The 25,683-nt window shown below is 59.1% G+C and carries 22 protein-coding genes; 6 read left to right on the top strand and 16 right to left on the bottom strand.

Annotated elements, in window-relative coordinates; genetic code table 11:
• The first annotated feature begins 31 nt into the window (after nt 1-31).
• Together PMI18_RS09090 and PMI18_RS09095 are read left to right on the top strand one after the other, a co-directional pair.
• Nucleotides 32-679: a TetR/AcrR family transcriptional regulator gene (locus PMI18_RS09090; RefSeq protein ID WP_007903623.1), complete on the top strand. Its 648-nt coding sequence runs from the start codon at nt 32-34 to the stop codon at nt 677-679.
• 528 nt (nt 680-1,207) lie between these two features.
• Nucleotides 1,208-3,280 (top strand): TerD family protein, encoded by a 2,073-nt coding sequence (locus PMI18_RS09095; RefSeq protein ID WP_007903621.1) that lies wholly within the window; start codon nt 1,208-1,210, stop codon nt 3,278-3,280.
• Between the two features lie 196 nt (nt 3,281-3,476).
• On the opposite strand, the gene guaA is transcribed toward PMI18_RS09095, so the two are convergent.
• From guaA to PMI18_RS09115, 4 genes are all read right to left on the bottom strand, one after another.
• Nucleotides 3,477-5,054 carry a glutamine-hydrolyzing GMP synthase gene (gene guaA, locus PMI18_RS09100; RefSeq protein WP_007903619.1) on the bottom strand — a complete coding sequence of 526 codons (1,578 nt, stop codon included), beginning with the start codon at nt 5,052-5,054 and terminating at the stop codon, nt 3,477-3,479.
• A 99-nt stretch (nt 5,055-5,153) separates the two neighbouring features.
• Nucleotides 5,154-6,623, bottom strand: coding sequence for an IMP dehydrogenase (gene guaB, locus PMI18_RS09105; protein WP_007903618.1), 1,470 nt, complete (start codon nt 6,621-6,623; stop codon nt 5,154-5,156).
• A 231-nt stretch (nt 6,624-6,854) separates the two neighbouring features.
• Nucleotides 6,855-7,403, bottom strand: a complete 549-nt coding sequence (locus PMI18_RS09110) for a hypothetical protein (protein WP_007903617.1) — start codon at nt 7,401-7,403, stop codon at nt 6,855-6,857.
• A 174-nt stretch (nt 7,404-7,577) separates the two neighbouring features.
• A complete protein-coding gene (locus tag PMI18_RS09115; RefSeq protein ID WP_007903616.1) occupies nt 7,578-8,345 on the bottom strand; it encodes a sulfite exporter TauE/SafE family protein in 768 nt (255 codons plus the stop codon).
• Between the two features lie 100 nt (nt 8,346-8,445).
• Between PMI18_RS09115 and PMI18_RS09120 the strand changes: the two genes are divergently transcribed.
• The 4 genes from PMI18_RS09120 to leuA all read left to right on the top strand — a co-directional run bounded on the left by PMI18_RS09120 (nt 8,446) and on the right by leuA (nt 13,880).
• Nucleotides 8,446-9,342: a LysR family transcriptional regulator gene (locus PMI18_RS09120; protein ID WP_007903614.1), complete on the top strand. Its 897-nt coding sequence runs from the start codon at nt 8,446-8,448 to the stop codon at nt 9,340-9,342.
• 202 nt (nt 9,343-9,544) lie between these two features.
• Nucleotides 9,545-10,924: an exodeoxyribonuclease VII large subunit gene (xseA, locus tag PMI18_RS09125; protein ID WP_007903613.1), complete on the top strand. Its 1,380-nt coding sequence runs from the start codon at nt 9,545-9,547 to the stop codon at nt 10,922-10,924.
• Nucleotides 10,925-10,927: 3 nt separating this feature from the next.
• Nucleotides 10,928-11,749 carry a peptidoglycan DD-metalloendopeptidase family protein gene (locus tag PMI18_RS09130; RefSeq protein WP_007903611.1) on the top strand — a complete coding sequence of 274 codons (822 nt, stop codon included), beginning with the start codon at nt 10,928-10,930 and terminating at the stop codon, nt 11,747-11,749.
• A 451-nt stretch (nt 11,750-12,200) separates the two neighbouring features.
• Entirely contained in the window at nt 12,201-13,880 is a 1,680-nt protein-coding gene (leuA, locus tag PMI18_RS09135) for a 2-isopropylmalate synthase (RefSeq protein ID WP_007903610.1), read from the top strand.
• Between the two features lie 174 nt (nt 13,881-14,054).
• Here leuA and PMI18_RS09140 read toward each other — a convergent pair whose 3' ends face one another.
• From PMI18_RS09140 to iscX, 12 genes are all read right to left on the bottom strand, one after another.
• Nucleotides 14,055-14,846, bottom strand: a complete 792-nt coding sequence (locus tag PMI18_RS09140) for an amidohydrolase (RefSeq protein ID WP_007903609.1) — start codon at nt 14,844-14,846, stop codon at nt 14,055-14,057.
• Nucleotides 14,834-15,982 carry a pyridoxal phosphate-dependent aminotransferase gene (locus PMI18_RS09145; protein WP_007903608.1) on the bottom strand — a complete coding sequence of 383 codons (1,149 nt, stop codon included), beginning with the start codon at nt 15,980-15,982 and terminating at the stop codon, nt 14,834-14,836. The genes PMI18_RS09140 and PMI18_RS09145 overlap by 13 nt, the downstream gene beginning before the upstream one ends.
• Nucleotides 15,983-16,126: 144 nt before the next feature.
• Nucleotides 16,127-17,596 (bottom strand): ribosome biogenesis GTPase Der, encoded by a 1,470-nt coding sequence (der, locus tag PMI18_RS09150; protein WP_007903607.1) that lies wholly within the window; start codon nt 17,594-17,596, stop codon nt 16,127-16,129.
• Nucleotides 17,597-17,732: 136 nt separating this feature from the next.
• Nucleotides 17,733-18,884 (bottom strand): outer membrane protein assembly factor BamB, encoded by a 1,152-nt coding sequence (gene bamB / locus PMI18_RS09155; protein ID WP_032830306.1) that lies wholly within the window; start codon nt 18,882-18,884, stop codon nt 17,733-17,735.
• Nucleotides 18,877-19,518: a tetratricopeptide repeat protein gene (locus PMI18_RS09160; protein WP_007903605.1), complete on the bottom strand. Its 642-nt coding sequence runs from the start codon at nt 19,516-19,518 to the stop codon at nt 18,877-18,879. Before PMI18_RS09160 ends, bamB begins: the two co-directional genes overlap by 8 nt.
• Nucleotides 19,519-19,558: 40 nt before the next feature.
• Nucleotides 19,559-20,848: a histidine--tRNA ligase gene (gene hisS / locus PMI18_RS09165; protein WP_007903604.1), complete on the bottom strand. Its 1,290-nt coding sequence runs from the start codon at nt 20,846-20,848 to the stop codon at nt 19,559-19,561.
• 23 nt (nt 20,849-20,871) lie between these two features.
• On the bottom strand, nt 20,872-21,981 hold the full coding sequence (gene ispG, locus PMI18_RS09170; RefSeq protein ID WP_007903603.1) for a flavodoxin-dependent (E)-4-hydroxy-3-methylbut-2-enyl-diphosphate synthase: 1,110 nt from the start codon (nt 21,979-21,981) through the stop codon (nt 20,872-20,874).
• Nucleotides 21,982-21,984: 3 nt separating this feature from the next.
• On the bottom strand, nt 21,985-23,010 hold the full coding sequence (locus PMI18_RS09175) for a RodZ domain-containing protein (RefSeq protein ID WP_007903602.1): 1,026 nt from the start codon (nt 23,008-23,010) through the stop codon (nt 21,985-21,987).
• On the bottom strand, nt 23,010-23,768 hold the full coding sequence (gene pilW / locus PMI18_RS09180) for a type IV pilus biogenesis/stability protein PilW (protein WP_007903601.1): 759 nt from the start codon (nt 23,766-23,768) through the stop codon (nt 23,010-23,012). The genes PMI18_RS09175 and pilW overlap by 1 nt, the downstream gene beginning before the upstream one ends.
• A gap of 12 nt (nt 23,769-23,780) precedes the next feature.
• Nucleotides 23,781-24,929, bottom strand: coding sequence for a 23S rRNA (adenine(2503)-C(2))-methyltransferase RlmN (gene rlmN / locus PMI18_RS09185; RefSeq protein ID WP_007903600.1), 1,149 nt, complete (start codon nt 24,927-24,929; stop codon nt 23,781-23,783).
• A gap of 28 nt (nt 24,930-24,957) precedes the next feature.
• A complete protein-coding gene (ndk, locus tag PMI18_RS09190; RefSeq protein ID WP_007903599.1) occupies nt 24,958-25,383 on the bottom strand; it encodes a nucleoside-diphosphate kinase in 426 nt (141 codons plus the stop codon).
• Between the two features lie 92 nt (nt 25,384-25,475).
• Complete coding sequence (gene iscX, locus PMI18_RS09195; protein WP_007903597.1) at nt 25,476-25,676, bottom strand: Fe-S cluster assembly protein IscX; 201 nt, start codon at nt 25,674-25,676, stop codon at nt 25,476-25,478.
• Nucleotides 25,677-25,683: the final 7 nt, after the last annotated feature.

Below are 25,683 nucleotides of genomic sequence, written 5' to 3'. Positions count from 1 at the left end.
AATTAGAATACTGTCAAGTACTGGAATTTTTATGACCGAAAACAGTCAGGCCCGGCGCGGCCGGCCCGCCAACGAGGCGCTTGGCCAAACGATAGTCGACGCTGCGTGCGAACTTTTTGTGGAATTGGGTTTTCAAGCGACGACAATGGACAAGGTCGCCCAGCGGGCGAAGATATCCAAGCTAAGCATCTATCGGCACTTCGAGAACAAGGAGGCGCTGTTCAGCGCGGCCATCGCGGCCCACTGCCAGCAGTTTGCACCACAGGCCCTTTTTGAAGGCTTCGACGGTTCGGCCGAAGATCAGCTCATGGCGGTGGGATCAACCCTGCTTCGCACGCTGTTGAGCCCGGACGTGCGCAGTGTCGAAGCCATGATCATGGCCGACAAGACGAATCAAAAGTCGTTAAGCAAGCGCCAATATGAAGCCGGCCCCGCCTATGTCATCGCCCAAATCGAGACCCTGTTACGTCAGTTGCACGCGAAGGCGGTTCTGAGCGTGCCCGATCCTCTTCAGTCCGCCCGCTTGTTTGCCGCGCTTTTCAAAGGATCCGATCTCCTGATTATCGCGCGCTTCGATGAGGCGAGAGCAGAGGACGACAACGAAATCGAATCCTATTGCCGGTCGGCCGTCGCCATGTTCATCGCCGCGCACGGTGGCAACGACCACGCGGGCGGATAAGCATTTGATTGCTCCGGGCAGCTTGGCCGGGGCCGTCGTCCAGGCGCTTCGTCATATTGGGCCGGCGCGCGCGGCCAAGCGTGCACAGATCGCGGCACCTCATCTCTCTCCCAACGATAAAAAGACGCTCGCATCTACCGCGGTCCAAGCTCCCGCGTGGATGCGGTCGGCGCTTCTCTCCATCGCAAATCCGGCAGCAGTCGGGACTGGGAACTATGCCGACCTTGAAGGCACACTTGACGAATAACGCCGCCACTTGTCTGGACGATGGACAAGCGACTTGTCGCTCATCAGCCCCTATTCTTCTGGCGAAGCAGCTTGTTACCGTTGAGGTTTGCAGCAACCTGACAAACAGAAACAACCTCCCGTAGAATGCCTTCGTGGCTATGGAACACCTTCCTTCTAAACCTCCTATGACCTAGGGGTTTCGCTCTCCACACCGCGCCTGCTTCTTGCAGGCGTTTTTACATCAGCTGTAAAACGATGCTGCAGCTCATTCACGACGGCGGCCAAGGGAGAAAATCAAGGATGAATCAGGAGCTGTTCCTGCGTCGCCGTACCAAAGTTCACGTTCCGATGGGCACTGGCGGTGCCACGCGCGCTCAGGTCGCGTCGGCTGTCCGGGAAGTCGCGGCGTTCCGATGCGTACTATCAGAGCCTCTGATTGAGCAAATCGGCATGTTGTCAGCGACAGAACTCAAGCACTGGCTGCACGACATTGTCGGAGTCCTTCGGCGGAGGAGTGGCGCTCATGTGCACCACCGGCCGTTTTATCCTGACTTTCCAGAGCAGGTTCTGACGGCCACAGAGGCGGAGTTGTACCTTAACGCCGTCATGCATTACCTCACGCTTCGGCGTTTACCACCGACTGAAGAATCTCGACCTCCACTGCTTGAAGGCAACTTCATACCCTGGGTTATTGAACCGGGAAGCATCCCTGAGTTCGAGTCACTGCTCGAGCCGCTGGTTTCATCGCGCACCTCACTTTCCGAAGAGGAAACTGTTGATGTCGTCTGGTTTGTCCGAGAGTACAAAAGCGATGTGTTCCGTCTGCTGCCCGAGGCTATCCCTTTCCGGGAGATCCGTGCGCAGGTTGGCGGCGCACTTATCCTGCATGTAGCCGGCGATGCACGGGTGGACGCATTCCTGGAGCGCAACGTCGAAACGGCGACTGATGTGCTACGACTCGCGGTCGCGCTGAATGGAGGAGACGTGTCACTGACGACAGCTTCGACACGTTTCACAGCGATGAAGCGCTCGGTCCGCCGCCTGCTGTTACGCCTGCTCGACCACATACCTAACGCCGCAGAAGACGTGATGCGCCATGCCGAGCGCTGGAAGCGTCTGGCTGAAGTACTGCATCCGGGCGACTACGCCGACAAGTACCCACGAGCGCTAGCCGCCATCACGGCAGCGCGTCGCAACGAGGCGCCAGCCACATTTGGTTCACGTGTCGAAACACTGCTTGCCCAGCGCGACATCGCCACGCTTATGCCCATACTACAGAGCCGTCCTGGTGAGCTCGCACGACGGCTGGACGCGACCCTGCGGCGCGCGACGGACCCCGAGTCGGTTCTCGACGCATTCGAGGCTGTTGCGACACAAGTGTCGTCACCTATCCTGCTGCAGTTGCTGGCCCAAGTACGCGCTCCGCGCCCCCTGCCCCTGCGGGCCTTTACCCCGAAAGGTGCATTCGCCAAGGTCTATGGCATCAAGGATCGCCGCGAACCTCTCACACCCGAAGTGTTGGCTCGCGCAGCCCGAATCTGCGAAAGCGCGCTTGTAATGCGTTTTGCATCGCTGCCGCCACTAGGTCGCTGTTTCATCGATCCAGCATTACGCGAATACAAGGTGCCGCTGGCGCAGCGTGCCTCATCGAAGTCGCTACGTACGCTGGTGCGAGGCAGTCGGTTGCCTATGCCTGATACACGTTTCATTCGCCTGTTCTTGTGGTGGAAGAATGGCACCGGGCGCACGGACATCGACTTGTCCGCCGCATTTTTCGACGCCAACTTCGTATTCAAACAAACGGTCGCGTACTACAACCTGAAGGATTACGGCGGCTACCACAGCGGCGACATCGTCGACGCGCCCGACGGAGCTTCGGAGTTCATCGACCTCGACATAGATGCCCTCGTCGACAGGGGTATTCGCTACGTCGTCACGTCCATCAACTCCTACACCGAGCAGCCGTACTGCGATCTTCCAGAATGCTTCGCAGGCTGGATGGCCCGCGCCGACACGGCGTCGGGTGAAGTATTCGAGCCGCGATCCGTATTCGACCGTGTCGATATCGCATCCGACACAGTGATCTGTCTGCCCTTCGTGATGGATTTGCAGGAACGACGCATGATTTGGGCCGATCTAGGGCTCACTTCATCGCCGCGGTGGAACAACGTCGGGAACAACCTCAGTGGGGTATCCTTGATGCTGCGGGCTTTGGTGCATACACCACGGCCGGACTTGGAAACCCTGTTCGACTTGCATGTTCGAGCACGCGGAGAACGAGTGGCTTCGCCGCAGCAGGCACAGGCGGTGTTTGCACCTGAGCAAGGGATAACGCCGTTCGATACGGATTTGATTCGATCACAGTTTCTCTAATACCTACGCCAGCCTTTACGATCTATTGAGAACAACGGCTCTTGCTTCGGTGCTTTCCAACCAAAAACAAAAATTCCAGTCAGCATGACTGAGTGGCTGTTCGCTCCAGAGCACTATGAAAAACTCAAAAAAAACGCCTGGTACATAAGCACCAGGCGTTTTTTGTTTCAGCCGATCGGCCCTGAGGCCGGGGGCATCACTCCCACTCAATCGTCGCCGGCGGCTTGCTGGACACGTCGTAAGTCACACGAGAGATGCCTTCGATTTCATTGATGATCCGGCCGCTGACAGTTTCCAGCAGTTCGTAAGGCAGGTGTGCCCAACGTGCGGTCATGAAGTCGATGGTTTCCACGGCACGCAGGGCCACGACCCAGGCGTAACGACGGCCATCGCCCACTACGCCAACCGATTTCACTGGCTGGAACACTACGAACGCCTGGCTGACCTTGTGGTACCAGTCGGCTTTACGCAGTTCTTCGATGAAGATGTGGTCGGCGCGACGCAGCAGGTCGGCGTATTCTTTCTTCACTTCACCCAGAATGCGAACGCCAAGGCCCGGTCCCGGGAACGGGTGACGGTAGACCATGTCGTACGGCAGGCCCAGTTCCAGGCCCAGACGACGGACTTCGTCCTTGAACAGCTCGCGCAGGGGTTCAACCAGCTTGAGGTTCATTTCTTCCGGCAGGCCGCCCACGTTGTGGTGCGACTTGATCACGTGGGCCTTGCCGCTTTTGGCGCCAGCCGATTCGATCACGTCCGGGTAAATTGTGCCTTGGGCGAGGTACTTGATGTTGTCCAGTTTGTTGGATTGGGCATCAAACACGTCGATGAAGGTACGGCCGATGATCTTGCGCTTCTTCTCTGGGTCGCTTTCGCCTGCCAGATTGTCGAGGAACTGGTCCTCAGCGTTGGCGCGAATCACCTTGACGCCCATGTTCTCGGCGAACATGGCCATCACTTGCTCGCCTTCGTGCAGGCGCAGCAGGCCGTTGTCGACGAAGACGCAGGTCAACTGGTCGCCGATAGCCTTGTGCAGCAGCGCGGCAACCACCGAGGAGTCAACGCCGCCGGACAGGCCGAGCAACACGTTGTCGGTGCCAACCTGGGCGCGGACTTGGGCGATGGCGTCTTCAGCAATCTTCGAAGGCGTCCACAGGGCTTCGCAGCCGCAGATGTCGAGGATGAAGCGCGAGAGGATGCGACCGCCCTGCTTGGTGTGGGTCACTTCCGGGTGGAACTGCACGCCGTAGTAGCCGCGTGCATCGTTGAACATGCCGGCAATCGGGCAGCTCGGGGTGCTGGCCAGGATGTGGAAGTCTTCCGGCATCTTGGTGACCTTGTCACCGTGGCTCATCCACACGTCGAGACCGAACAGGCCATCGGCGTCGATATGGTCTTCGATGCCATCGAGCAGACGGCTCTTGCCGACCACGTCAACGCGGGCATAACCGAACTCACGCAGCTCGGAACCTTCGACCTTGCCACCCAGCTGTTCAGCCATGGTTTGCATGCCGTAGCAGATACCGAAGACCGGTACGCCCAGGTCAAACACCGCTTGCGGGCAGCGCGGGCTGTCGGCTACGTGCACGGACTCGGGGCCGCCGGCGAGAATGACGCCTTTTGGAGCGAATTCGCGAATCGCTTCGTCGTCCATGTCGAACGGATGCAGTTCGCAGTACACGCCGATTTCACGCACGCGGCGGGCGATCAGCTGGGTGTACTGGGAACCGAAGTCGAGGATCAGGATACGGTGAGCGTGAATGTCGAGGGCCATGATTCAGTCTCGTCTAGATAATTCAGAAACAGTCGTGATTCAGAAACAACTCGGGGCTGAATAGAACAGCCCCGGTTGCTTAACGATTTGCTTGAAGCCTCAACCTACGCGGTAGTTTGGCGCTTCTTTGGTGATTTGCACGTCGTGAACGTGGGACTCGGCCATGCCAGCGCCGGTGATCCGCACGAACTCAGGCTTGGTGCGCATTTCTTCGATGTCGGCGCTGCCGGTGTAACCCATCGAGGAACGCAGGCCGCCCATCAGTTGATGGATGATGGCGCTCAGGGTGCCCTTGTACGGAACACGCCCTTCGATGCCTTCCGGAACCAGTTTCTCGGCGCCTGCCGAGGAGTCCTGGAAGTAACGGTCGGAGGAACCTTGAGCCTGGGACATGGCGCCCAGCGAACCCATGCCGCGGTAAGCCTTGTACGAACGGCCCTGGAACAGTTCGATCTCGCCCGGTGCTTCTTCAGTACCGGCGAACATCGAGCCCATCATCACGCAGGAGGCACCGGCAACGATGGCCTTGGACAGGTCACCGGAGAAACGGATGCCGCCGTCGGCGATCAACGGAACACCAGTGCCTTCAAGGGCAGCGGCTACGTTGGCGATGGCACTGATTTGCGGGACGCCGACACCGGCGACGATACGGGTGGTGCAGATCGAGCCAGGGCCGATACCGACCTTGACTGCGTCAGCGCCGGCTTCGGCAAGGGCCTTGGCGGCAGCGCCGGTGGCGATGTTGCCGCCGATGACCTGCACTTCAGGGAAGTTCTGCTTGACCCAGCGAACGCGGTCGATCACGCCTTTGGAGTGACCGTGAGCAGTGTCGACCACTACCACGTCAACACCCGCGTGGACCAGGGCAGCTACGCGGTCACCGGTGTCTTTACCGGTACCGACCGCAGCGCCAACGCGCAGACGACCTTGATCGTCCTTGCTGGCCAGCGGGTAAGCCTTGGCTTTTTCGATGTCGTTGACGGTCATCATGCCTTTGAGGGCGAATTTGTCGTCGACGATCAGTACGCGTTCGATGCGGTGCTTGTGCAACAACTCACGGACGTCGTTCTTGTCGGCGCCTTCCTTGACCGTGACCAGACGCTCTTTAGGCGTCATCACTTCACGGACACTGACGTCCAGACGGTTTTCAAAGCGCACGTCACGGGAAGTGACGATGCCGACCAGGTCGCCATCGTGCAGTACCGGAACGCCGGAGATGTTGTGCAGGCGGGTCAGTTCGAACAGTTCACGAACCGTGGCGTCAGCCTCGATGGTGATCGGGTCCTTGACCACGCCGGCCTCGTACCGCTTGACCTTACGCACTTCGGCAGCTTGCTGCTCGATGGTCATGTTCTTGTGGATGATGCCGATGCCACCTTCCTGAGCCATGGCAATTGCCAAACGGGCTTCAGTAACGGTGTCCATGGCAGCAGAAACCAGTGGAATATTCAGCTCGATGCCACGGGTAAGGCGGGTCTTGAGACTGACTTCGTTAGGAAGAACCTCGGAATAACCGGGCACTAAAAGAATGTCGTCGAAGGTCAGAGCTTCTTGGCTGATACGCAGCATCGCGGGGGCTCCCGAGCGGGAAAATGGAAGCGCGCCATTATAGTCAGACACCCCCTCGGGTTCAATGTAAAACTCTGTCTATTATCGACGCGGTGATCGACGGAGGTTTTGGCACACAAATCCCGTAGGAGCGAGGCTTGCCCGCGAAGGCATCGACTCGGTGTATCTGACGTACCGCAGCGATGCCTTCGCGGGCAAGCCTCGCTCCTACAGTACGGGACTGGCGCAGGTTTAAAGTTCGACTTTGACCCAACTCACAGGCTGATCCAGCCAATCGGCGAATTCATCGATGAAGCTTTGCTTGAACCCGGCCTCGAGCCAGTTGTTGAAGATGAAACCCAGGTTGGAAAAACCGCATTCCTGCAAGAACAGAAACCCGTTGATGTCATCTTCATGCCCGCACTCAGGGCACGTGAAGTTATCGGTGCGCCCCGGCATCCAGTCTTCCAGGCTTTCGAACAATGCTTCGCCGACTTCCTTGCGGCACTCGGCGCAACCGGCTTCTTCGAGAAACCCCTTGGCCGGTGTATAGATGCAGCGCTTGGTGATGATTTCCAGACCATTGACCGGCTCGCCGAACGGCAGCGCATCAGGGTGCAGGACCACGGCGCGGGCGCCGTCGGCGATGGCGTGGGCCATGCGATTGCCGGTGCGGCCACAGGTGGTCAGTTCTTCTTTGATGATGTTCTTGCGCACCAGCCAACGCACGACCGCCCGGGCCCGGGGTTCGTGTACCGGCAGGGTGGAGATTTTCGGGACGATGATGCTTTGCGAGTTCATGGTGCAAGCCTACTGCGTCAAATGGATATTTCTGCGGCGTGTCGGATGACGCCTTCGCGGGCAAGCCTCGCTCCTACAGGGAAATTTATGGAACAACACCAATCCCTTGTAGGAGCGAGGCTTGCCCGCGAAGGCGCCAGGGCGGCCGGCAGCTTAATCCCTGACGAAATCCGGTCAAGTACTCAAATAACGTCCGATCAAGGCAATCCCGCTGGCCAATACCAACCAGGTCACCAGCCGCACGAATGCCTCGCGGGACAATTTCATGGTCAATCGCCGGCCGATCCACAACCCCAGCGCCATCGCCGGCAACAAACACAGTGCCAATACCAACAAGGGTAGCTCGGCATACACACCGGCGACGGCAAACAGGCTCAAACGCACCACGGTGCTGCAACTGATCAACGCACTCTGGGTCGCCCGGGCCGCATCCTTGGGCAACCGACTGTTCAAATAGATGGCATATAAGAAGCCGCCACTGCCAAACAACGCCCCGAACATCCCGCCCACCGTGCCCATCGGCACCGCCCACCCGGCGGACAATTGCGCCGGACGGGTTTTAATCCATAGGCTGTAAACCGCATAGGCGCTGATAAACAGCCCCATCAACAGCAGCAAAACATCGGATTTCAGGTTCAGCAGAAAGATCACCCCCAACGTGCAGCCCACCGCCATGCATGGCAGCAGTCGCAGCAATTCAGGCCTCGCCACATCCCGTCGCGAGGGCAGCAAATTGCCGAATGCCGCGACGAAATCCAGCAGCACCAGCAACGGCACGATTTTCGACAGCGGCATGAACAGGATCAGAATCGGCCCGGCCACCAGGGCGGTACCAAAACCAGCGATGCCGAACACGATGTAGGCCAAGGCAACGCCCAACCCGATCACCAGCCAATCCATTGCCCCCCACGGCCATTGGTTTAATAACTCCAGCACATTCATCGATACGGCTTCCTTTTATTCCTGTGATGACTTTAGCCAGCGCCGAACGTTGCGACTAATATCTTCCACATCGACTAGCCATCTCAAAAAGGCATATCTGGTGCTTTCAACCCGTCAATTGCGTTACTTCGTGGAAATCGCCGAGAGCGGCAGCTTCAGCGCTGCAGCCGAACGACTGTTTATTGCTCAATCTGCCTTGAGCCGGCAGATCAAGGACATGGAAACCCGGCTGCAAACGCCACTGTTCGAACGCACCGCGCGCCAGCCCCGGCTGACGGCGGCGGGTGAAGCCTTTTTGCCTCGGGCGAAAGATCTGCTGAACGAGCTGACCAAGGCCAGTGAGATGGCCACTCAGGTGGGCACCGGTCAACTGGGCGTGTTGCGTCTGAGTCATTCCAGTACCGTGCCCATGAGCGGTCGGCTGTTGCGAGGCATCGGCGAATATCTGGATCGGCATGCCGGTGTGTCCATGGACATCGCCAAACTGTCCTCCGAAACGCAACTGGAAGAATTGGCCGAGGGTCGCCTCGACGTGGGCCTGTTGCGCTTGCCGGTGCTGCGCCAGCGTGAAGGGGTGCAGATTGTTCCGCTGTACAGCGAGCGCCTGTTGCTGGCAGTGCCGCCGAATCATCGATTGGCTGTGGATAAGTTCGCGCAAGGCATCGATCTGGCGCAGTTGAAGAATGAAGCGTTTATTTCCATCCCTCATCCACAGCGCGGCGGCCTGAGCTATCTGTCTGCCGAGTTGTGCATGCGCCAGGGGTTCTTTCCCCAGGCGGCTCGAGTGGTGTCGCGCAAAACCACGCAACTGCAATTGATCCAGGCCGGGTACGGCATCGCGCTGTTACCGGAATCGATGCAAGACATCGCGCCGCCCGATATCCACTTCCTCCCCTTGGCCGCCCCGGATTGCCACAGCACCGTCGCCCTCGCCTGCCGGCAAAATCCCACGGCGCTGGTCCAGCAATTCGTTGAGCATTTCACCCGATTGCCGTAGCAACAACTGCGAGAGCGACCTGTGGCGAGGGGGCTTGCCCCCGTTTGAGTGCGTAGTACTCACAAGATCTTTGATACATCAGAGATTTTGGGGCTGCTTCGCAGCCCAACAGGGGCAAGCCCCCTCGCCACAGGTCGCTCCCACAAAGGGATTTGCGTGGACGCATGGAGATTGATCGCCGAATGCCTTTAAACTGCGCCCCATGATTAAAGATCCCTTTGCAAGACTCGGCCTGGACCGGGAAGTCCTGACTGTCAGCCAGCTCAACGGCCGCGCGCGGGTGTTGCTCGAAGACGTGTTCAGCAATATCTGGGTCGAAGGCGAAATATCCAACCTCGCCCGCCCGGCGTCCGGCCATGTGTATTTCACCCTCAAGGACAGCGGCGCCCAGGTGCGTTGCGCGCTGTTCCGGCAGAACGCCGCTCGGGTTCGCCAGGCGTTGAAGGACGGCTTGGCGGTCAAAGTTCGCGGCAAGGTTTCGCTGTTCGAGGGCCGTGGCGATTACCAACTGATCCTCGACACCGTGGAGCCGGCCGGTGATGGCGCCCTGCGCCTGGCCTTCGATGCCTTGAAGGAAAAGCTCAGCGCCGAAGGCCTGTTCAGCGCCGAGCGCAAAGTGCCGCTGCCGGCGCACCCGCAACGCATCGGCATCATCAGCTCGCCCACCGGCGCGGTGATCCGCGACATCATCAGTGTGTTCCGCCGCCGCGCGCCGCAGATCCAACTGACGCTGATCCCCACCGCCGTGCAAGGCCGCGAAGCCACCGCACAGATTGTCCGTGCGCTGAAACTGGCGGACGCCCGCGGTTTCGACGCGTTGATCCTGGCCCGTGGCGGCGGTTCGCTGGAAGACCTCTGGTGTTTCAACGAAGAAGCGGTAGCCCGCGCCGTGGATGCCTGCGTGACACCGATTGTCAGCGCTGTCGGCCACGAGACCGATGTGTCGATCAGTGACTTCGTCGCCGACGTCCGCGCCCCGACACCGTCCGCCGCCGCCGAACTGCTCGCGCCGGATTCCAGTGATCTGGTGCGTCGGGTCGAAAGCCTGCACCGGCGCCTGGTGATGCGCATGCGCGACCGTCTGATGCGTGATCGGCTGCGCCTGGAAGGTATTTCACGCCGATTGCGCCATCCCGGTGAACGACTGCGTCAGCAAGCACAACGTCTGGATGATCTGGACATGCGTATGCGCCGCGCCTTCGAGCGCAGCCTCAATACCCGTCGCGAACGTTTGATCCGCCTGGAAACCCGCCTCGCCGGGCAACATCCCGGGCGACAACTGGCGATGCTTCGCCAACGTCTCGACAGCCTCGCCGAACGTCTGCCCCGGGCCATGCGTGAAGGGCTTAAGTCCCGTCGGCTGCAACTGCAAAGTCAGATGCAGACGCTGCACGTGGTCAGCCCGCTGGCGACCCTCGCCCGTGGCTACAGCATTCTGCTGGACGAGCGCGGCAACGCGATTCGCAACGCCGCGCAAACCCACACCGGCCAGCGCCTGAAAGCCAAACTAGGTGAAGGCGAACTGCAAGTGCGGGTCGAAGACAATCACCTGACGCCTGTCACCCTTTCTTTACTGGACTGATCCATGCCGCGTTTTTTAGCTCCGCTGCTGTTGCTGTGCCTGACCTTTAACGCCCACGCCGACAGTTACATCACCCGCCTGTTGAACAAACCGGTGCCGGGTGGCGTGGCGGTGGTGGATTTGGGCTCCTTCGCCCAGGCCCCCAAAGCCAGTTATCAAGGCAAACCGGTATTGGTGGTCAAGGAACAGAACAACTGGCTGGCCATCGTCGGCGTGCCACTGACTGTAAAACCGGGTACACAACAAATCAGCAGCGGCGGTCGTAACCTGAACTTCATCGTCGCCAGCAAGAAATACCCAGAACAGCACATCACCCTGAAAAATACCCAGCAGGTCAATCCGAACCAGGAGAATCTCAAGCGCATCGAGGGTGAGCTGGCGGAGCAGATCCAGGCCTACCGCAGCTTCAGCCCGAACACCCCGAGCAATCTGTTGCTGGACAAACCGGTCAATGGGCCGCTGTCGAGCAAGTTCGGCGTGCGCCGCTTTTTCAATGGTGAGGAACGCAATCCCCACGCGGGCCTCGACTTCGCTGTGCCTGCCGGCACGCCGATCAAGACCCCGGCCGCCGGCAAGGTGATCCTGATCGGTAACTACTTCTTCAATGGCAATACGGTATTCGTCGATCACGGTCAGGGCTTCATCAGCATGTTCTGCCACATGTCGAAGATCGACGTGAAGGTCGGCCAGCAAATGGCGCGCGGTGGTGTGGTCGGCAAAGTCGGCGCCACAGGGCGCGCGACCGGGCCGCATATGCACTGGAACGTCAGCCTGAATGACGCCCGGGTGGACCCGGCGATTTTCATTGGCGCATTTCAGCCCTGAAGCAGGGTGAGGCCACTGGCCTCATCGCCAGCAGGCTGGCTCCCACATTGGACCGTGTTCACAACGCAACTCCCCTGTGGGAGCTAGCCTGCTAGCGATGACGCACTCCCAGGCACTGAAATATCTCGACCAGCGTAATTGCGCACCTATCAAACCCCGCGCAAAAATCACAACGATCGGTCGAATAAAACACAATAAAATCGCGCAAAACTCCGCTTTTCAAGTATTCCTCTCAAATTTTTTCGACTGCTTGCCATCCTTCATCCCCGCGGTTAGGGTTGAAGGCATGAAAACCTCTCACACCCTCATTCAGCTCCGCCAGCACCGCAGCCTGTGCCTCGTCAGCGCACGACTGCCAGGCTGAATCGCGGTGCCTCGTCTTACGCTTTATCCCAACTTTTGATCCACCGGCAGGCCGCCTTTTTTCGGCCCACACAATAAGGATTTCCCGATGAGCATGCTCAAAGACCCGTCTTCGAAATACCGCGCGTTCCCGACCATCGATATCCCGGACCGCACCTGGCCGTCGAAGACCATCACCGCCGCGCCGATCTGGTGCAGCTCGGACCTTCGTGACGGCAACCAGTCGCTGATCGAGCCGATGGACGCGGTCAAGAAGCTGCGCTTCTGGAAAACCCTGGTGCAAGTCGGCGTGAAAGAAATCGAAGCCTCGTTCCCGGCCGCTTCACAAACTGACTTCGACTTCGTGCGTACGCTGATCGAAGACGGCCACATCCCGGACGACACCACCATTCAGGTGCTGACCCAGGGCCGTGAAGACTTGATCGCACGTACCTTCGAATCCCTGCGCGGGGCCAAGAAAGCCATCGTTCACCTGTACAACGCGACCTCCCCTTCCTTCCGCCGCATTGTCTTCAACCAGGACAAGGACGGGATCAAGGCCATCGCCGTGAACGCCGCCAAGCTGTTCGTCAAATACGCCGCCCAGCAGCCGGACACCGAGTGGACCTTCGAGTACTCGCCAGAAACCTTCAGCGCTACCGAACTCGAGTTCGCCAAGGAAGTCTGCGACGCGGTCATCGAAGTGTGGAACCCGACGCCTGAGCACAAGGTGATCCTCAACCTGCCCGCCACCGTCGAATGCGCCACCCCGAACATCTATGCCGACCAGATCGAATGGTTCGGCCGCCACATCAACCGTCGTGACAGCGTGATCATCAGCCTGCACACCCACAACGACCGTGGCACTGGCGTAGCCGCCACCGAGTTGGGCCTGATGGCCGGTGCCGACCGTGTCGAAGGCTGCCTGTTCGGCAACGGCGAGCGGACCGGTAACGTCGATCTGGTGACCGTGGCATTGAACCTCTACACCCAGGGCGTCGACCCTGAGCTGGACTTCTCTGACATCGATGGCGTGCGCAAAGTCGTCGAAGAGTGCAACCAGATTCCTGTGCACCCACGTCACCCGTATGTCGGCGATCTGGTTCACACCGCGTTCTCTGGCTCGCACCAGGATGCGATCCGCAAGGGCTTCGCCCAGCAGCAACCGGACGCCCTGTGGGAAGTGCCGTACTTGCCGATCGACCCAGCCGACATCGGCCGCAGCTACGAGGCGGTGATTCGCGTCAACAGCCAGTCGGGCAAGGGCGGTATCGCTTACCTGCTGGAACAGGAATACGGCATCAACTTGCCGCGCCGCATGCAGATCGAGTTCAGCCAGGTCGTGCAGCGTGAAACCGATCGCCTGGGTCTTGAGATGACGGCCCAGCAGATCCACGCGCTGCTGCACAGCGAGTACTTGCAGGCCAATACTCCGTACGCGCTGGTCAGCCATCGCTTGCAGGAAGAAAACGGTCACAGCGCCGTGGAAGTGGAAGTTTCCAGCAAAGGTCAGGGCGAAACCAACCTGCACTGGCGTGGCAAGGGCAACGGCGCTCTGGAAGCACTGGTGGCCGGTCTGCCGATCCCGGTGGAAATCATGGACTACAACGAACACGCCATCGGCGCGGGCACCAATGCCAAAGCGGCGGCTTACATTGAACTGCGCGTAAACGGTGAGCGTGCGGTGCACGGCGTCGGCATCGATGAAAACATCACCACCGCCAGCTTCAAGGCCCTGTTCAGCGCGCTGAACCGCTCCCTGAGCCAGCCGGAAGCGAAAGCGGCGTAAGGCCTTTCTGAAATGACAAAGGCCCCGGGGCGTGAACCTCGGGGCCTTTTTGTTTGCTTGGGATTTTGTTGATCGTTCCCACGCTCTGCGTGGGAATGCCTCAAGGGACGCTCCGCGTCCAGTGACGCGGAGCGTCACGGGCTGCATTCCCACGCAGAGCATGGGAACGATCGGTTACGTGAACTCAAAGGTATCCGCATCCAGATTCGCCGGAAACCGCATGCGATAAGCCGCCAGCTCTGCCGCGTCCAGAACGACCTTGAATACCCCATCGGCATCGCCTGCGCTGAGCAACGTCTCCCCCTGGAAATCCAGCACCTGACTGTCACCGGTATACGCAAAGCCTTTGCCATCGGTACCGATACGGTTCACCGCCGCCACATAGCAGAGGTTTTCAATCGCCCGTGCCGGTAGCAAACGGTTCCAGTGCTGGCGCCGGGCGCCCGGCCAATTGGCGGTGTACAGCAACAAGTCGGTGTCTTGAGGGTCGCGGCTCCAGACCGGGAAACGCAAGTCGTAGCAAATCAGCGGCCGCACTCGCCAGCCCTTCAACTCGAACTGCACCTGCCGCTCGCCCGGGGTGAAATGATTGTGCTCGCCCGCCATGCGGAACAGGTGACGCTTGTCGTAATGCCACACCTCCCCGTCCGGCCGCGCCCACAACAGACGATTGCGATGACTGCCGTCAGCCACCTGGACGATGATGCTGCCGGTGATCACCGCATCCAGTTTCGCCGCCTGAACCCGCAGCCATTTACTGGTGGGGCCATTTTCCGGCTCGGCGAGGGTTTCCGATTCCATGGAGAAACCGGTGGTGAACATCTCCGGCAGGATGATCAGGTCCGCGCCGCGAGCCTGTTCCAGCAAGGACTCGAAATGCTGCAGATTGGCCTGACGATCATGCCAGGCCAGGGTGGTCTGGATCAGCGCAACATTCAGATTGGGCAGAGCACTCAGATCACGCATAGTTTTGCCGCTGCTTCACGCAGGGTCTCCTCGCGTTTGGCAAAGCACAGACGCACCAGGCGCTGGCCTTCGGGTGGCGTCTGGTAGAACACCGAGATCGGGATGCTCGCGACGCCATGTTCGCGGGTCATCCACAGCGCCATCTCGACGTCATTGAGGTCCGGGCGAATCTGCGAGTAATCGACCAGCTGGAAGTAAGTACCGGCCACGCGGGTGAAACTGAAGCGCGACGGCGACAGCAGATCGCAGAACAGATCGCGCTTGGCCTGATAGAAGCCCGGCAACTCTTCGACGTGCTCCGGGTGCTCGGCCATGTAATCGGCCAAGGCATATTGCAACGGCGTCACGCCGCAGAAACTGACGTATTGGTGAACCTTGCGCAGCTCCGCGGTGAGGGCCGGAGGTGCCACGACATAACCGGTTTTCCAGCCGGTGACGTGGTAGGTCTTGCCGAACGAACTGACCACGAATGCGCGCTGATAGAGCTCTTCGTGGGCCAATACGCTGACGTGAGATACGCCATCGAATACCAGGTGTTCGTAGACTTCGTCGCTGATCACATAGATATCGCGGTCGCGAATCAACGCCGCCAGTTGATCCAGCTCGGGACGGCTGATCAGTGCACCGCTGGGGTTGTGCGGGGTGTTAAGAATGATCATCCGCGTACGCGGGCTCAGCGCATCGGCGAGCTTCTGGAAGTCGATGCTGAAATCGTTGGTGCCCAGTTGCACATGCACGCAACGGCCACCGGCCAGCTCCACCGAAGGTTCATAACTATCGTAGGCCGGATCAAACACGATGACTTCGTCACCGCTGTGGATCACCGCCTGAATGGCGCAAAAGATCGCCTGAGTCGCGCCGGGAGTGACCGTCACTTCGCTGTCGGCATCGACATGGGCGCCGTAGCTGCGAGCGATCTTCGCCGCAATCTGCTGACGCAACACCGGCAAGCCAGTCATCGGCGAGTACTGGTTGTGGCCACTGGCGATGTGCCGACCGACTGCATCGCGCAGGGCCTGCGGGCCGTCGAAATCGGGAAACCCTTGAGACAGATTGATCGCCCCGGTTTGCGCCGCGAGCTGAGACATCTGCGTGAAGATAGTGATGCCGACATTCGGCAGCTTACTGGTGATCATCGGTGATTCCCTGCAGGTGAGCTGCAAGTTTCAAGCGACAAGCTGCAAGTGGTCAAGCGTCAAACCACCAGACACAAAAAAGGGTCCCGAAAAGGACCCTTCTGCTTTTACTTGAAGCTTGCAGCTTGAGGCTCGCCGCTGCTTCTATCGCTTGTCGCGGCGCTTTTTGTCGGCTTTCTTGTGGTGCGACATCATCCGACGCTTCTTGTTGACCTGGCGGTCGGTGAGCGAGTTCTTGTTACCTTCGTACGGGTTCTCGCCGCCCTTGAACTCGATACGGATCGGTGTACCGACCAGCTTCAAGACACGACGATAAGTGTTTTCCAGGTAACGCACGTAAGACTTCGGCACCTTCTCGATCTGGTTACCGTGAATCACGATGATCGGCGGGTTCGCACCACCCAAGTGGGCGTAACGCAGCTTGATCCGACGGTTGTTGACCATCGGTGGCGCGTGCTCGCCGACCGCATCTTCCAGAATCTGGGTCAGGCGGTTGGTCGGCCAGCGGGTGACCGCGGACTTGAACGAGTTCTGTACCGACGCGTAGAGGTTGCCTACGCCAGTGCCGTGCAGGGCCGAGATGAAATGGATATCGGCGAAGTCGACGAAGAACAGTCGACGTTGCAGCTCGACCTTCACGAAGTCGCGCTCGCTCGGCGTCATGCCGTCCCACTTGTTGATCGCGATAACCAGCGCACGACCGGCTTCAAGGGCAAAGCCCAGCAGGTTGAGGTCGTGGTCCACCACGCCTTCGCGGGCGTCCATCACGAAGATCACCACGTTGGCGTCTTTGATCGCTTGCAGGGTTTTGACCACGGAGAACTTTTCGACTTCTTCGTGGATCTTGCCGCGCTTGCGCACACCGGCGGTGTCGATCAGCGTGTACTTCTCGTCGTTACGTTCAAACGGGATGTAGATACTGTCGCGGGTGGTGCCGGGCTGGTCATAAACGATAACCCGGTCTTCACCGAGCATGCGGTTGACCAAGGTCGACTTGCCGACGTTCGGGCGGCCGATGATGGCGATCTTGATACCGTCTTTTTCGCTTGGGCCAGGAATGCGCTTGGCTTCCTCACCTTCGGCAACGATCTCTTCTTCGCCTTCTTCCTGCTCTTCGTCGTCTTTGGGGAAGTCGCTCAGGGCGATTTCCAGCATCTGGGTGATGCCACGACCATGAGCACCGGCGATCGGGATCGCGTGGCCCATGCCCAACGGGGCGAATTCGGCGCGGGCCATTTCAGGGTCGATGTTGTCGACCTTGTTGGCAACCACATAAGAACGCTTGTTACGCTTGCGCAAGTGCTCGGCGATCATCTGGTCGGCCGCGGTGAAACCGGCCTTGGCATCTACCAGGAACAGAACGACATCTGCTTCTTCAATGGCCAGCAGCGACTGCTCGGCCATTTTTTCGTCCATACCGTGCTCGTCACCAGAGATACCGCCGGTGTCGACCAGAATGTAGGAACGCCCTTGCCACTTGGCCTCACCGTACTGGCGATCACGGGTCAGACCGGACAAGTCGCCGACGATAGCGTCGCGAGTCCTGGTCAGGCGGTTGAACAAGGTGGACTTGCCGACGTTCGGTCGGCCCACCAGGGCGATTACGGGAACCATGCGGCTCTCCACTTCGTTATTTCAGAAAATACAAAAGCCGCTGCGAGGCAGCGGCTGGTGCTCGGGGCAGTGTATGAAACACTGCAAACCCCTTGAAACCGGGGCCGCCTGGGGGGTTAAACCCCAAGCATAGTTCTTACTTGATGGTCAGGGCTTCCAGTTTGCCGCTGTTGCCATACAGATAAATCGTGTCACCCACCACCAGCGGACGGGCACGCAGGCCGTCGCTGTCGATGCGCTCGCGGCCGACGAAACGACCGTCCACCTGGCTCAGCAGGTGCAGGTAGCCTTCCATATCACCGACTGCAACATAGCTGGAGAACACTTCCGGAGCCGACAATTGACGGCGGGCCAGCGAATCGTTGCTCCACAACGCAGTGGTAGAACGTTCGTCAACGCCTTCAACGGTGCCTGCAGACAGGCTCACGTAGACGCTGCCAAAACCCTGGGCAACGCCAGCATAGCTGGAAGCATCACGCTGCCAGAGCTGACGACCGCTTTCCAGATCCAGTGCCGCGACGCGACCCTGGTAGCTGGCGACATACAGTGTACCGCCGGACAGCAGCAAGCCACCGTCGATATCGACCACACGCTCCAGTTCCGAACGACCTTGTGGAATCGCTACACGCTGTTCCCACACCGGCACGCCGTTGGAAACATCCAGAGCAACCACTTTACCAGTCGACAGGCCTGCCACCGCGAGGCGGTTGGTGACGATCGGTGCGCTGGTGCCGCGCAGGGTCAGAACCGCTGGCGTGCTGTCATACAACCAGCGCTGGTTGCCGGTAGCGGCATCCAGGCCGATCAGACGGTCATCCTGGGTCTGAACCACAACAACGTCACCGTTGGTGGCCGGCGGCGCGAGCACTTCACTGGTCACGCGAGCGCGCCATTTCTCTTCACCGCTGCTGGCGTCCAGGGCAACGATTTCGCCCTTGAGCGTGCCGATCATGACCAGACCGTAACCCACGCCAACAGCGCCGGAGACAGGCAGTTCGAGATCTTTCTTCCATTTGACGTCGCCATTGCTGCGATCCATCGCCATCACCACGCCGGTGACGTCGGCGGCATAGATGGTATCGCCATCGATCGCCGGAACCAGCATGTTGTAGGTTTCGCCCTGACCGTCACCGATCGAACGACTCCACTGCTTTTGCAGAACCACTTCTTCCTTGAAGTCGGTCAACTCGGCCGGTGGCAATTCTTTTTTGCTGTTGCTGCTGCAACCCGCGGCCAATATGGCCAGAGCCAGCAATGCTGCATGTTTCCAACGGATCACGTCACGCATCCCCTTTGGCCAGGTCGTCCAGCTTGATTTGTAGGCCACCGACCGCCGCTTCATCCGACAGTGCCGCCTTGGCTTTTTGATACGCCGTGTTCGCTTCATCGGTACGACCCAGCTGCACCAGCAGGTCGCCTTTGAGTTCTTCGCGAGTGGCAAGGAAGGCTTTGTCGGCATCGCCTTCGAGCAGTTTCAGGGCTTCATCGACCTTGTTCTGCGCGGCCAGCACCTGCGCCAGACGCTGACGGGCAATTTCGCCGAGTGCCGGGTTGGCCGGTTTGGCAACAATGGCTTTCAGCTCGCTGGCTGCGTCGTCCAGCTTGCCGCTGTCGACTGCAACTTTCGCCACGAACAGGCTGCCGTATTGCGCGTAAGCGGTGCCGCCGAACTCGCTGTTGAGCTTGCCGGCCAGGTCCGAAACGCGTGCAGCATCGGGCTTGCCGTCAGGCGTCAGCGTGGTTTCGAGCAATTGCTGATAGAGAATCGAGGCGCCTTGCGACTGATTACTCTGATACTTCTGAAAGGCCTGCCAGCCGAATACGATGACCAGCGCCAACAGGCCGCCAGTGACCAGGGGCTTGCCGTTGCGTGTCCACCAGTCCTTCAACTCCGCCAGATGTTCGTCTTCGGTACTCGACACCCCAATACTCCTTAATCGCTAAATCGGCTGTTTGACAGCTTCAACCCTGCACGACGCAGGTGGCCAGGTGTGCAGCAAGCGCATCCCAGGCAATGCTTTGTTGTTCGCCCTGGCCACGCAGGGGTTTGAAACCTACCACTTGCTGGGCCATTTCGTCGTCACCGAGGATCAATGCGTACAGCGCACCGCTCTTGTCGGCTTTCTTGAACTGGCTTTTGAAGCTGCCGGCGCCGGCATTGACTTGCAGGCGCAGGTTGGGCAATTGATCACGAACACGCTCGCTCAGGGCCAGACCGGCCAGCTCGGCGGCTTCACCGAAGGCGCAGAGGTAGACATCGACCTGACGGGAGATTTCTTCGGGAATCTGCTCCAGGGTTTCAAGCAGCAGCACCAGGCGCTCAATGCCCATGGCGAAGCCAACGCCCGTGGTCGGCTTGCCGCCCATCTGCTCTACCAGACCGTCGTAACGACCACCGGCACACACAGTGCCTTGGGCGCCCAACTTGTCGGTGACCCATTCGAAAACGGTCTTGCTGTAGTAATCCAGCCCGCGAACCAGCTTCGGGTTGATCACATAAGGAATGCCGGCGGCGTCCAGACGAGCCTTGAGGCCCTCGAAGTGCACGCGGGATTCCTCGTCGAGGTAATCGGCCATCTTCGGCGCGTCGGCCAATGCCGCTTGAGTGTCGGGATTCTTGGTATCCAGAACCCGCAGCGGGTTGGTCTTCAGACGGCGCTGGCTGTCTTCGTCCAGTTGATCCAGGCGAGCGGACAGGTAGTCGACCAGTGCTTCACGATAACGACCACGGGACTCGCTGGTACCCAGGCTGTTGAGTTCGAGCTTGACCGCATCACGGATACCCAGCTCGCCCCACAGGCGCCAGGTCAGCACGATCAGCTCGGCGTCGATGTCCGGACCGTCGAGGTTGAAGACTTCGCAACCGATCTGATGGAACTGGCGATAACGACCTTTCTGTGGACGTTCGTGACGGAACATCGGGCCGATGTACCAGAGTTTCTGCACCTGACCGCCGCCTGTAATGCCGTGCTCGAGCACCGCACGCACGCAGGCCGCTGTGCCTTCAGGGCGCAGGGTCAGGGAATCGCCATTGCGATCCTCGAAGGTGTACATCTCTTTTTCGACGATGTCGGTCACTTCACCGATGGAGCGTTTGAACAGCTCGGTGAACTCGACGATCGGCATGCGGATCTGCTTGTAACCGTAGTTATCCAGCAGACGCGAGACGGTGCCCTCGAAATGACGCCACAGGGGAGTCTGTTCGGGCAGGATGTCGTTCATGCCACGAATGGCTTGCAGAGACTTGCTCACTATAAATCCTTAAATTTGTTCGATCAGCCGCGAGCGATTACAGCTGCGTCGGCTTCGACCTTTTCGGCCGCTTTCTGGCGGATCAAGCGTTCAAGCTCATCCACCAGATTGTCATTCGTCAGTTTCTGCGACGGTTTGCCGTCGATGTAAATCAGGTTTGGCGTGCCGCCAGTCAAGCCGATATGGGCTTCCTTGGCTTCGCCCGGCCCGTTGACCACGCAACCGATCACCGCGACATCCAGCGGCACCAGCAGGTCTTCGAGACGCCCTTCCAGCTCGTTCATGGTTTTGACCACATCGAAGTTCTGCCGCGAGCAGCTCGGGCAGGCGATGAAGTTGATGCCACGGGAACGCAGGTGCAGGGATTTGAGAATGTCGTAGCCGACTTTCACTTCCTCGACCGGGTCGGCCGCCAGCGAGATGCGAATAGTATCGCCAATCCCTTCGGCGAGCAGCATACCGAGGCCCACGGCGGATTTCACTGTGCCTGAACGCAAACCACCGGCTTCGGTGATGCCCAAGTGCAACGGCTGAACGATTTCCTTGGCCAGCAAGCGGTAGGCGGCGACGGCCATGAACACGTCGGAGGCTTTCACGCTGACCTTGAAGTCCTGGAAATTCAGGCGCTCGAGGTGTTCGACGTGACGCAAGGCGGACTCGACCAGCGCGGCTGGAGTCGGCTCGCCATATTTCTTTTGCAGGTCTTTTTCCAGGGAACCGGCGTTGACGCCGATGCGGATTGGAATCCCGCGATCACGGGCGGCATCGACCACCGCACGCACGCGGTCTTCGCGACCGATGTTGCCTGGGTTGATCCGCAGACAATCCACACCCAGTTCGGCTACGCGCAAAGCGATCTTGTAGTCGAAGTGGATGTCGGCCACCAATGGCACTTTAACCAGCTGCTTGATCTTGCCGAAGGCTTCGGCGGCGTCCATGTCCGGCACGGAAACCCGCACGATATCGACGCCAGCGGCTTCCAGACGATTGATCTGGGCCACGGTGGCGGCCACGTCATTGGTGTCGCTGTTGGTCATGCTCTGCACAGCGATAGGCGCATCGCCGCCCACGGGCACGTTGCCGACCCAGATCTTGCGGGATTCGCGACGTTTGATTGGAGATTCGCCGTGCATGACTTATTGACCCAACTTCAGGCGAGCAGTCTCGCCACTGGTGAACGGAGCGACATCGACCACCTGCCCGTTGTAGCTGACCTGCGCGCCACGGGCGAAGCCCAGACGCACGGAAAAAGGCGGTTTGCCGCTGACAGTAACATTTTCGCCTTTACGCTTGAGACCACTCAACAGCACCTTACCCGTGCCATCGGTGACTTGCGTCCAGCAATCAGCAGTGAATTGCAGTTGAACCTGGCCTTGGCCGGCCACCGGAGCCGCTGGAGCCGGGGCGGTGGGAGCAATCGGAGCAGTGACAACCGGTGCCGGAACAGCTGGAACCGCCGGTGCAGGTGTCGCCGGTGTCGCGACAACCGGAGCAGTGCTGTGGGTCGCAGCCGCAGGCGTTACTGCTGGAGTCGCTGGCGCTGGAACCGGTGCGCTCGTTTCGGCACTGACTGGCTCCTCGGTCGAAGTCTCGGCCTGAGGCAGCGCAAGAGGTGTTTCCCCTTCAGCCTGACCTTGCGCAACGGCCTGGTCTTCAGGCTCGTCCAGTGGATGGATCTGGGTGGTGCCGTCGGCGCCTTCGACTTCAACGTGTTCCGGGGCCAGGCCGATCAAGTCCTTGGTGCGCAATGAAGTTTGATCCTGCCACCAGATAAAACCACCGCCAATCACCGCGAGCAGCAACAGCAGGCTGACAATTCGCAAAATAGTGTGAGACACCCGAACTGGCTCTTCGATACGTCCCAGACTGTGGACGTTGCTGCCCTGGGAGTCGGTGCCGGTGGATTGGTCGAACTGCTGGACCAGAACGGTTTGGTCCATGCCGAGCAATTTGGCATACGCGCGAATATAGCCACGAGCAAAGGTGTGCCCAGGCAGCTTGTCGAAAGCGCCGGCTTCCAGATTGCTCAGGGAATTGACGGTGAGGTTGAGCTTGAGGGCCACTTCGGCCAGCGACCAGCCATTGCTTTCGCGGGCCTGGCGCAAAGTCTCACCGGGGTTAACGCGATTCGCTGCTACAACTTCGGGATGCGCCGCTTTCATCATTGCTCCGACAGGTATTGCTGATATTCCGGCGTACCGGGATAGAGTCGTTTTAATTGCAGGCCAAAACTGGCGGCCTTGTCGCGATCTTCGAACACTTTTGCCAGCCGAACGCCGAGCAATAGACTACGTGCATTTTGCTCGGTGAGCAGGCTAAAACGGTCGTAATAGTCACGCGCGGGCACATAATGCCTGTCTTCGTAAGACAACTCAGCCATTTCCAGCAATGCACGTGGCTGTTGGCGATTCAAACGCAGGGCTTTTTCCAGTTGCTGGCGGGCCAGATCACGCTGGCCAAGCTTTGATGCGGTCATGCCCAGGTTTTCGAAAACCCGTGAACGCTCAGGATACAGGGTATCGGCGGCGGCCTGTTCGAAGCGTTCGTACGCCTCTTTGTAACGTTTCTCTTCGAAAAGAAAACTGCCGTAGTTATTCAGGATTCGCGCATCGGCGGGACGAGAAGACAGCGCCTTGCGAAAATGCTGATCGGCCAGTTCCGGCTCCATCTCGGCCTGGAACACCAGCCCCAGAGCCGCATTGGCGTCAGGATCCGAGCTATCCAGGTCCAAGGCCTTCTTCAACGGGACTTTGGCGCGCTCGGTCATGCCCTGCTGCAGATACCCCAGGCCCAGCTGCACGTAGGCGGCACGCGCCTCATCACGGCCCTTGCTGGTCTTCATCGGATTGAAATCGCCCGACAGGACACAACCAGCACAGAGGCTGGCCAACAGCACAAGCAGCGCGAAGCGCAGGGACATAGAGATCCTCTCTTAATTATTGTTCGCAGCGTTTGTTGCGATATCGTTTTCGGCGCTCAACTCGCGCACGGCGATATAACGTTCGCTGCGACGGGTGCGATCCAGCACCTGCCCTACCAATTGGCCACACGCGGCATCGATGTCTTCACCGCGGGTGGTGCGTACGGTGACATTGAAGCCTGCATGGTGAAGCTGATCCTGAAACCGGCGAATCGCGTTGTTGCTTGGGCGCTCGTAACCGGAATGCGGGAACGGGTTGAACGGAATCAGGTTGATCTTGCACGGGATGTTCTTGAGCAGCTCGATCATCTCAACGGCGTGTTCAACCTTGTCGTTGATGTCCTTGAGCAAGGTGTACTCGATGGTCAGCACGCGCTTTTCGCCCAGGGACGACATGTAGCGCTGGCACGACTCGAGCAGCATCTTAAGCGGATATTTCTTGTTGATCGGCACCAATTGGTTACGCAATGCGTCATTCGGTGCGTGCAGCGACAACGCCAGGGAGACGTCGATGTGCTTGGACAGCTCATCAATCATCGGCACCACGCCCGAAGTGGACAGGGTCACGCGGCGCTTGGAAATCCCGTAGCCCAGGTCATCCATCATCAGATGCATGGCGGCCACGACGTTGTCGAAGTTCAGCAGCGGCTCACCCATGCCCATCATCACCACGTTGGTGATGGCACGGTCGGCGGTCGCCGGGATGCTGCCAAACGATTTATTGGCAATCCACACCTGACCGATCACTTCGGCGGCGGTGAGGTTGCTGTTGAAACCTTGCTTGCCGGTGGAGCAGAAACTGCAATCCAGGGCACAGCCTGCCTGGGACGAAACGCACAGAGTGCCGCGTTTGCCCTGGGGAATGTACACGGTCTCGACGCAGCTACCGGACGCCACGCGCACCACCCACTTACGGGTGCCATCGGTGGAGATGTCCTCGCTGACCACTTCGGGGCCGCGGACTTCAGCAATGGCCTTGAGCTTGTCGCGCAAGGCCTTGCTGACGTTCGTCATGGCGTCGAAATCATCAACGCCAAGGTGGTGAATCCATTTCATTACCTGACCGGCACGGAAACGCTTCTCCCCGATTGAGTCGAAGAATTTTTCCATTTCCTGTTGAGTCAGACCCAGCAGGTTGGTTTTTACAGTCGATGTAGTCATGGATTCACCTTCACTCTTAAGCCAATGCTTAGCGAGTGGTTACTTCAGTAGCTGCGAAGAAGTACGAGATTTCGCGAGCAGCAGCGGCTTCGGAGTCCGAACCGTGTACAGCGTTGGCGTCGATGGAATCAGCGAAGTCAGCGCGGATGGTGCCGGCAGCAGCTTCTTTAGGGTTGGTAGCGCCCATCAGCTCACGGTTCAGAGCGATAGCGTTTTCGCCTTCCAGAACCTGAACGACAACCGGACCGGAGATCATGAAAGCAACCAGGTCGTTGAAGAAACCACGAGCGCTGTGCTCAGCGTAGAAGCCTTCAGCTTCAGCTTTGGACAGTTGCTTCAGTTTCGAAGCTACAACGCGCAGGCCAGCTTTTTCGAAACGAGTGGTGATCTCGCCGATAACGTTTTTTGCAACAGCGTCAGGCTTGATGATGGAGAAAGTACGTTGAACAGCCATGGTGTAACTCCAGAAACGGTAATTTGCGAAAAATTAAACCCGCGAATTATACGCGGGTTCTTTGGTATTGCCTAACGGCGTACGGTGCAGAATCAGTCTGCTTCTTCGATCCAGGCGGCCTGAATGGCTTCAAGCACCTTCTCGCCACCGCGGGTCGGATCATCACTGAACTCCGGCAATGCCAGCACCCATTGGTGCAGATCGACAAAGTTCACATAACGCGGATCCACTTCCGGCCTGGATTCAGCCAGCTGGATCGCGATTTCAAGCACATCAACCCATTTCAGACTCATGTCGGTT

This window comes from Pseudomonas sp. GM102 (genome assembly GCF_000282555.1).
In the GTDB taxonomy this organism is placed as follows: Bacteria; Pseudomonadota; Gammaproteobacteria; order Pseudomonadales; family Pseudomonadaceae; genus Aquipseudomonas.
This window is presented reverse-complemented; position numbering and strand designations above follow the sequence as displayed.

Bases quoted from the DNA above. Each gene is read 5' to 3' on its own strand.
- PMI18_RS09090 (WP_007903623.1), top strand. From the start codon at position 32: ATGACCGAAAACAGTCAGGCCCGGCGCGGCCGGCCCGCCAACGAGGCG.
- PMI18_RS09095 (WP_007903621.1), top strand. From the start codon at position 1,208: ATGAATCAGGAGCTGTTCCTGCGTCGCCGTACCAAAGTTCACGTTCCG.
- guaA (WP_007903619.1), bottom strand. From the start codon at position 5,054: ATGGCCCTCGACATTCACGCTCACCGTATCCTGATCCTCGACTTCGGT.
- guaB (WP_007903618.1), bottom strand. From the start codon at position 6,623: ATGCTGCGTATCAGCCAAGAAGCTCTGACCTTCGACGACATTCTTTTA.
- PMI18_RS09110 (WP_007903617.1), bottom strand. From the start codon at position 7,403: ATGAACTCGCAAAGCATCATCGTCCCGAAAATCTCCACCCTGCCGGTA.
- PMI18_RS09115 (WP_007903616.1), bottom strand. From the start codon at position 8,345: ATGAATGTGCTGGAGTTATTAAACCAATGGCCGTGGGGGGCAATGGAT.
- xseA (WP_007903613.1), top strand. From the start codon at position 9,545: ATGATTAAAGATCCCTTTGCAAGACTCGGCCTGGACCGGGAAGTCCTG.
- PMI18_RS09130 (WP_007903611.1), top strand. From the start codon at position 10,928: ATGCCGCGTTTTTTAGCTCCGCTGCTGTTGCTGTGCCTGACCTTTAAC.
- leuA (WP_007903610.1), top strand. From the start codon at position 12,201: ATGAGCATGCTCAAAGACCCGTCTTCGAAATACCGCGCGTTCCCGACC.
- PMI18_RS09140 (WP_007903609.1), bottom strand. From the start codon at position 14,846: ATGCGTGATCTGAGTGCTCTGCCCAATCTGAATGTTGCGCTGATCCAG.
- PMI18_RS09145 (WP_007903608.1), bottom strand. From the start codon at position 15,982: ATGATCACCAGTAAGCTGCCGAATGTCGGCATCACTATCTTCACGCAG.
- der (WP_007903607.1), bottom strand. From the start codon at position 17,596: ATGGTTCCCGTAATCGCCCTGGTGGGCCGACCGAACGTCGGCAAGTCC.
- bamB (WP_032830306.1), bottom strand. From the start codon at position 18,884: ATGCGTGACGTGATCCGTTGGAAACATGCAGCATTGCTGGCTCTGGCC.
- ispG (WP_007903603.1), bottom strand. From the start codon at position 21,981: ATGCACGGCGAATCTCCAATCAAACGTCGCGAATCCCGCAAGATCTGG.
- PMI18_RS09175 (WP_007903602.1), bottom strand. From the start codon at position 23,010: ATGAAAGCGGCGCATCCCGAAGTTGTAGCAGCGAATCGCGTTAACCCC.
- pilW (WP_007903601.1), bottom strand. From the start codon at position 23,768: ATGTCCCTGCGCTTCGCGCTGCTTGTGCTGTTGGCCAGCCTCTGTGCT.
- rlmN (WP_007903600.1), bottom strand. From the start codon at position 24,929: ATGACTACATCGACTGTAAAAACCAACCTGCTGGGTCTGACTCAACAG.
- ndk (WP_007903599.1), bottom strand. From the start codon at position 25,383: ATGGCTGTTCAACGTACTTTCTCCATCATCAAGCCTGACGCTGTTGCA.
- iscX (WP_007903597.1), bottom strand. From the start codon at position 25,676: ATGAGTCTGAAATGGGTTGATGTGCTTGAAATCGCGATCCAGCTGGCT.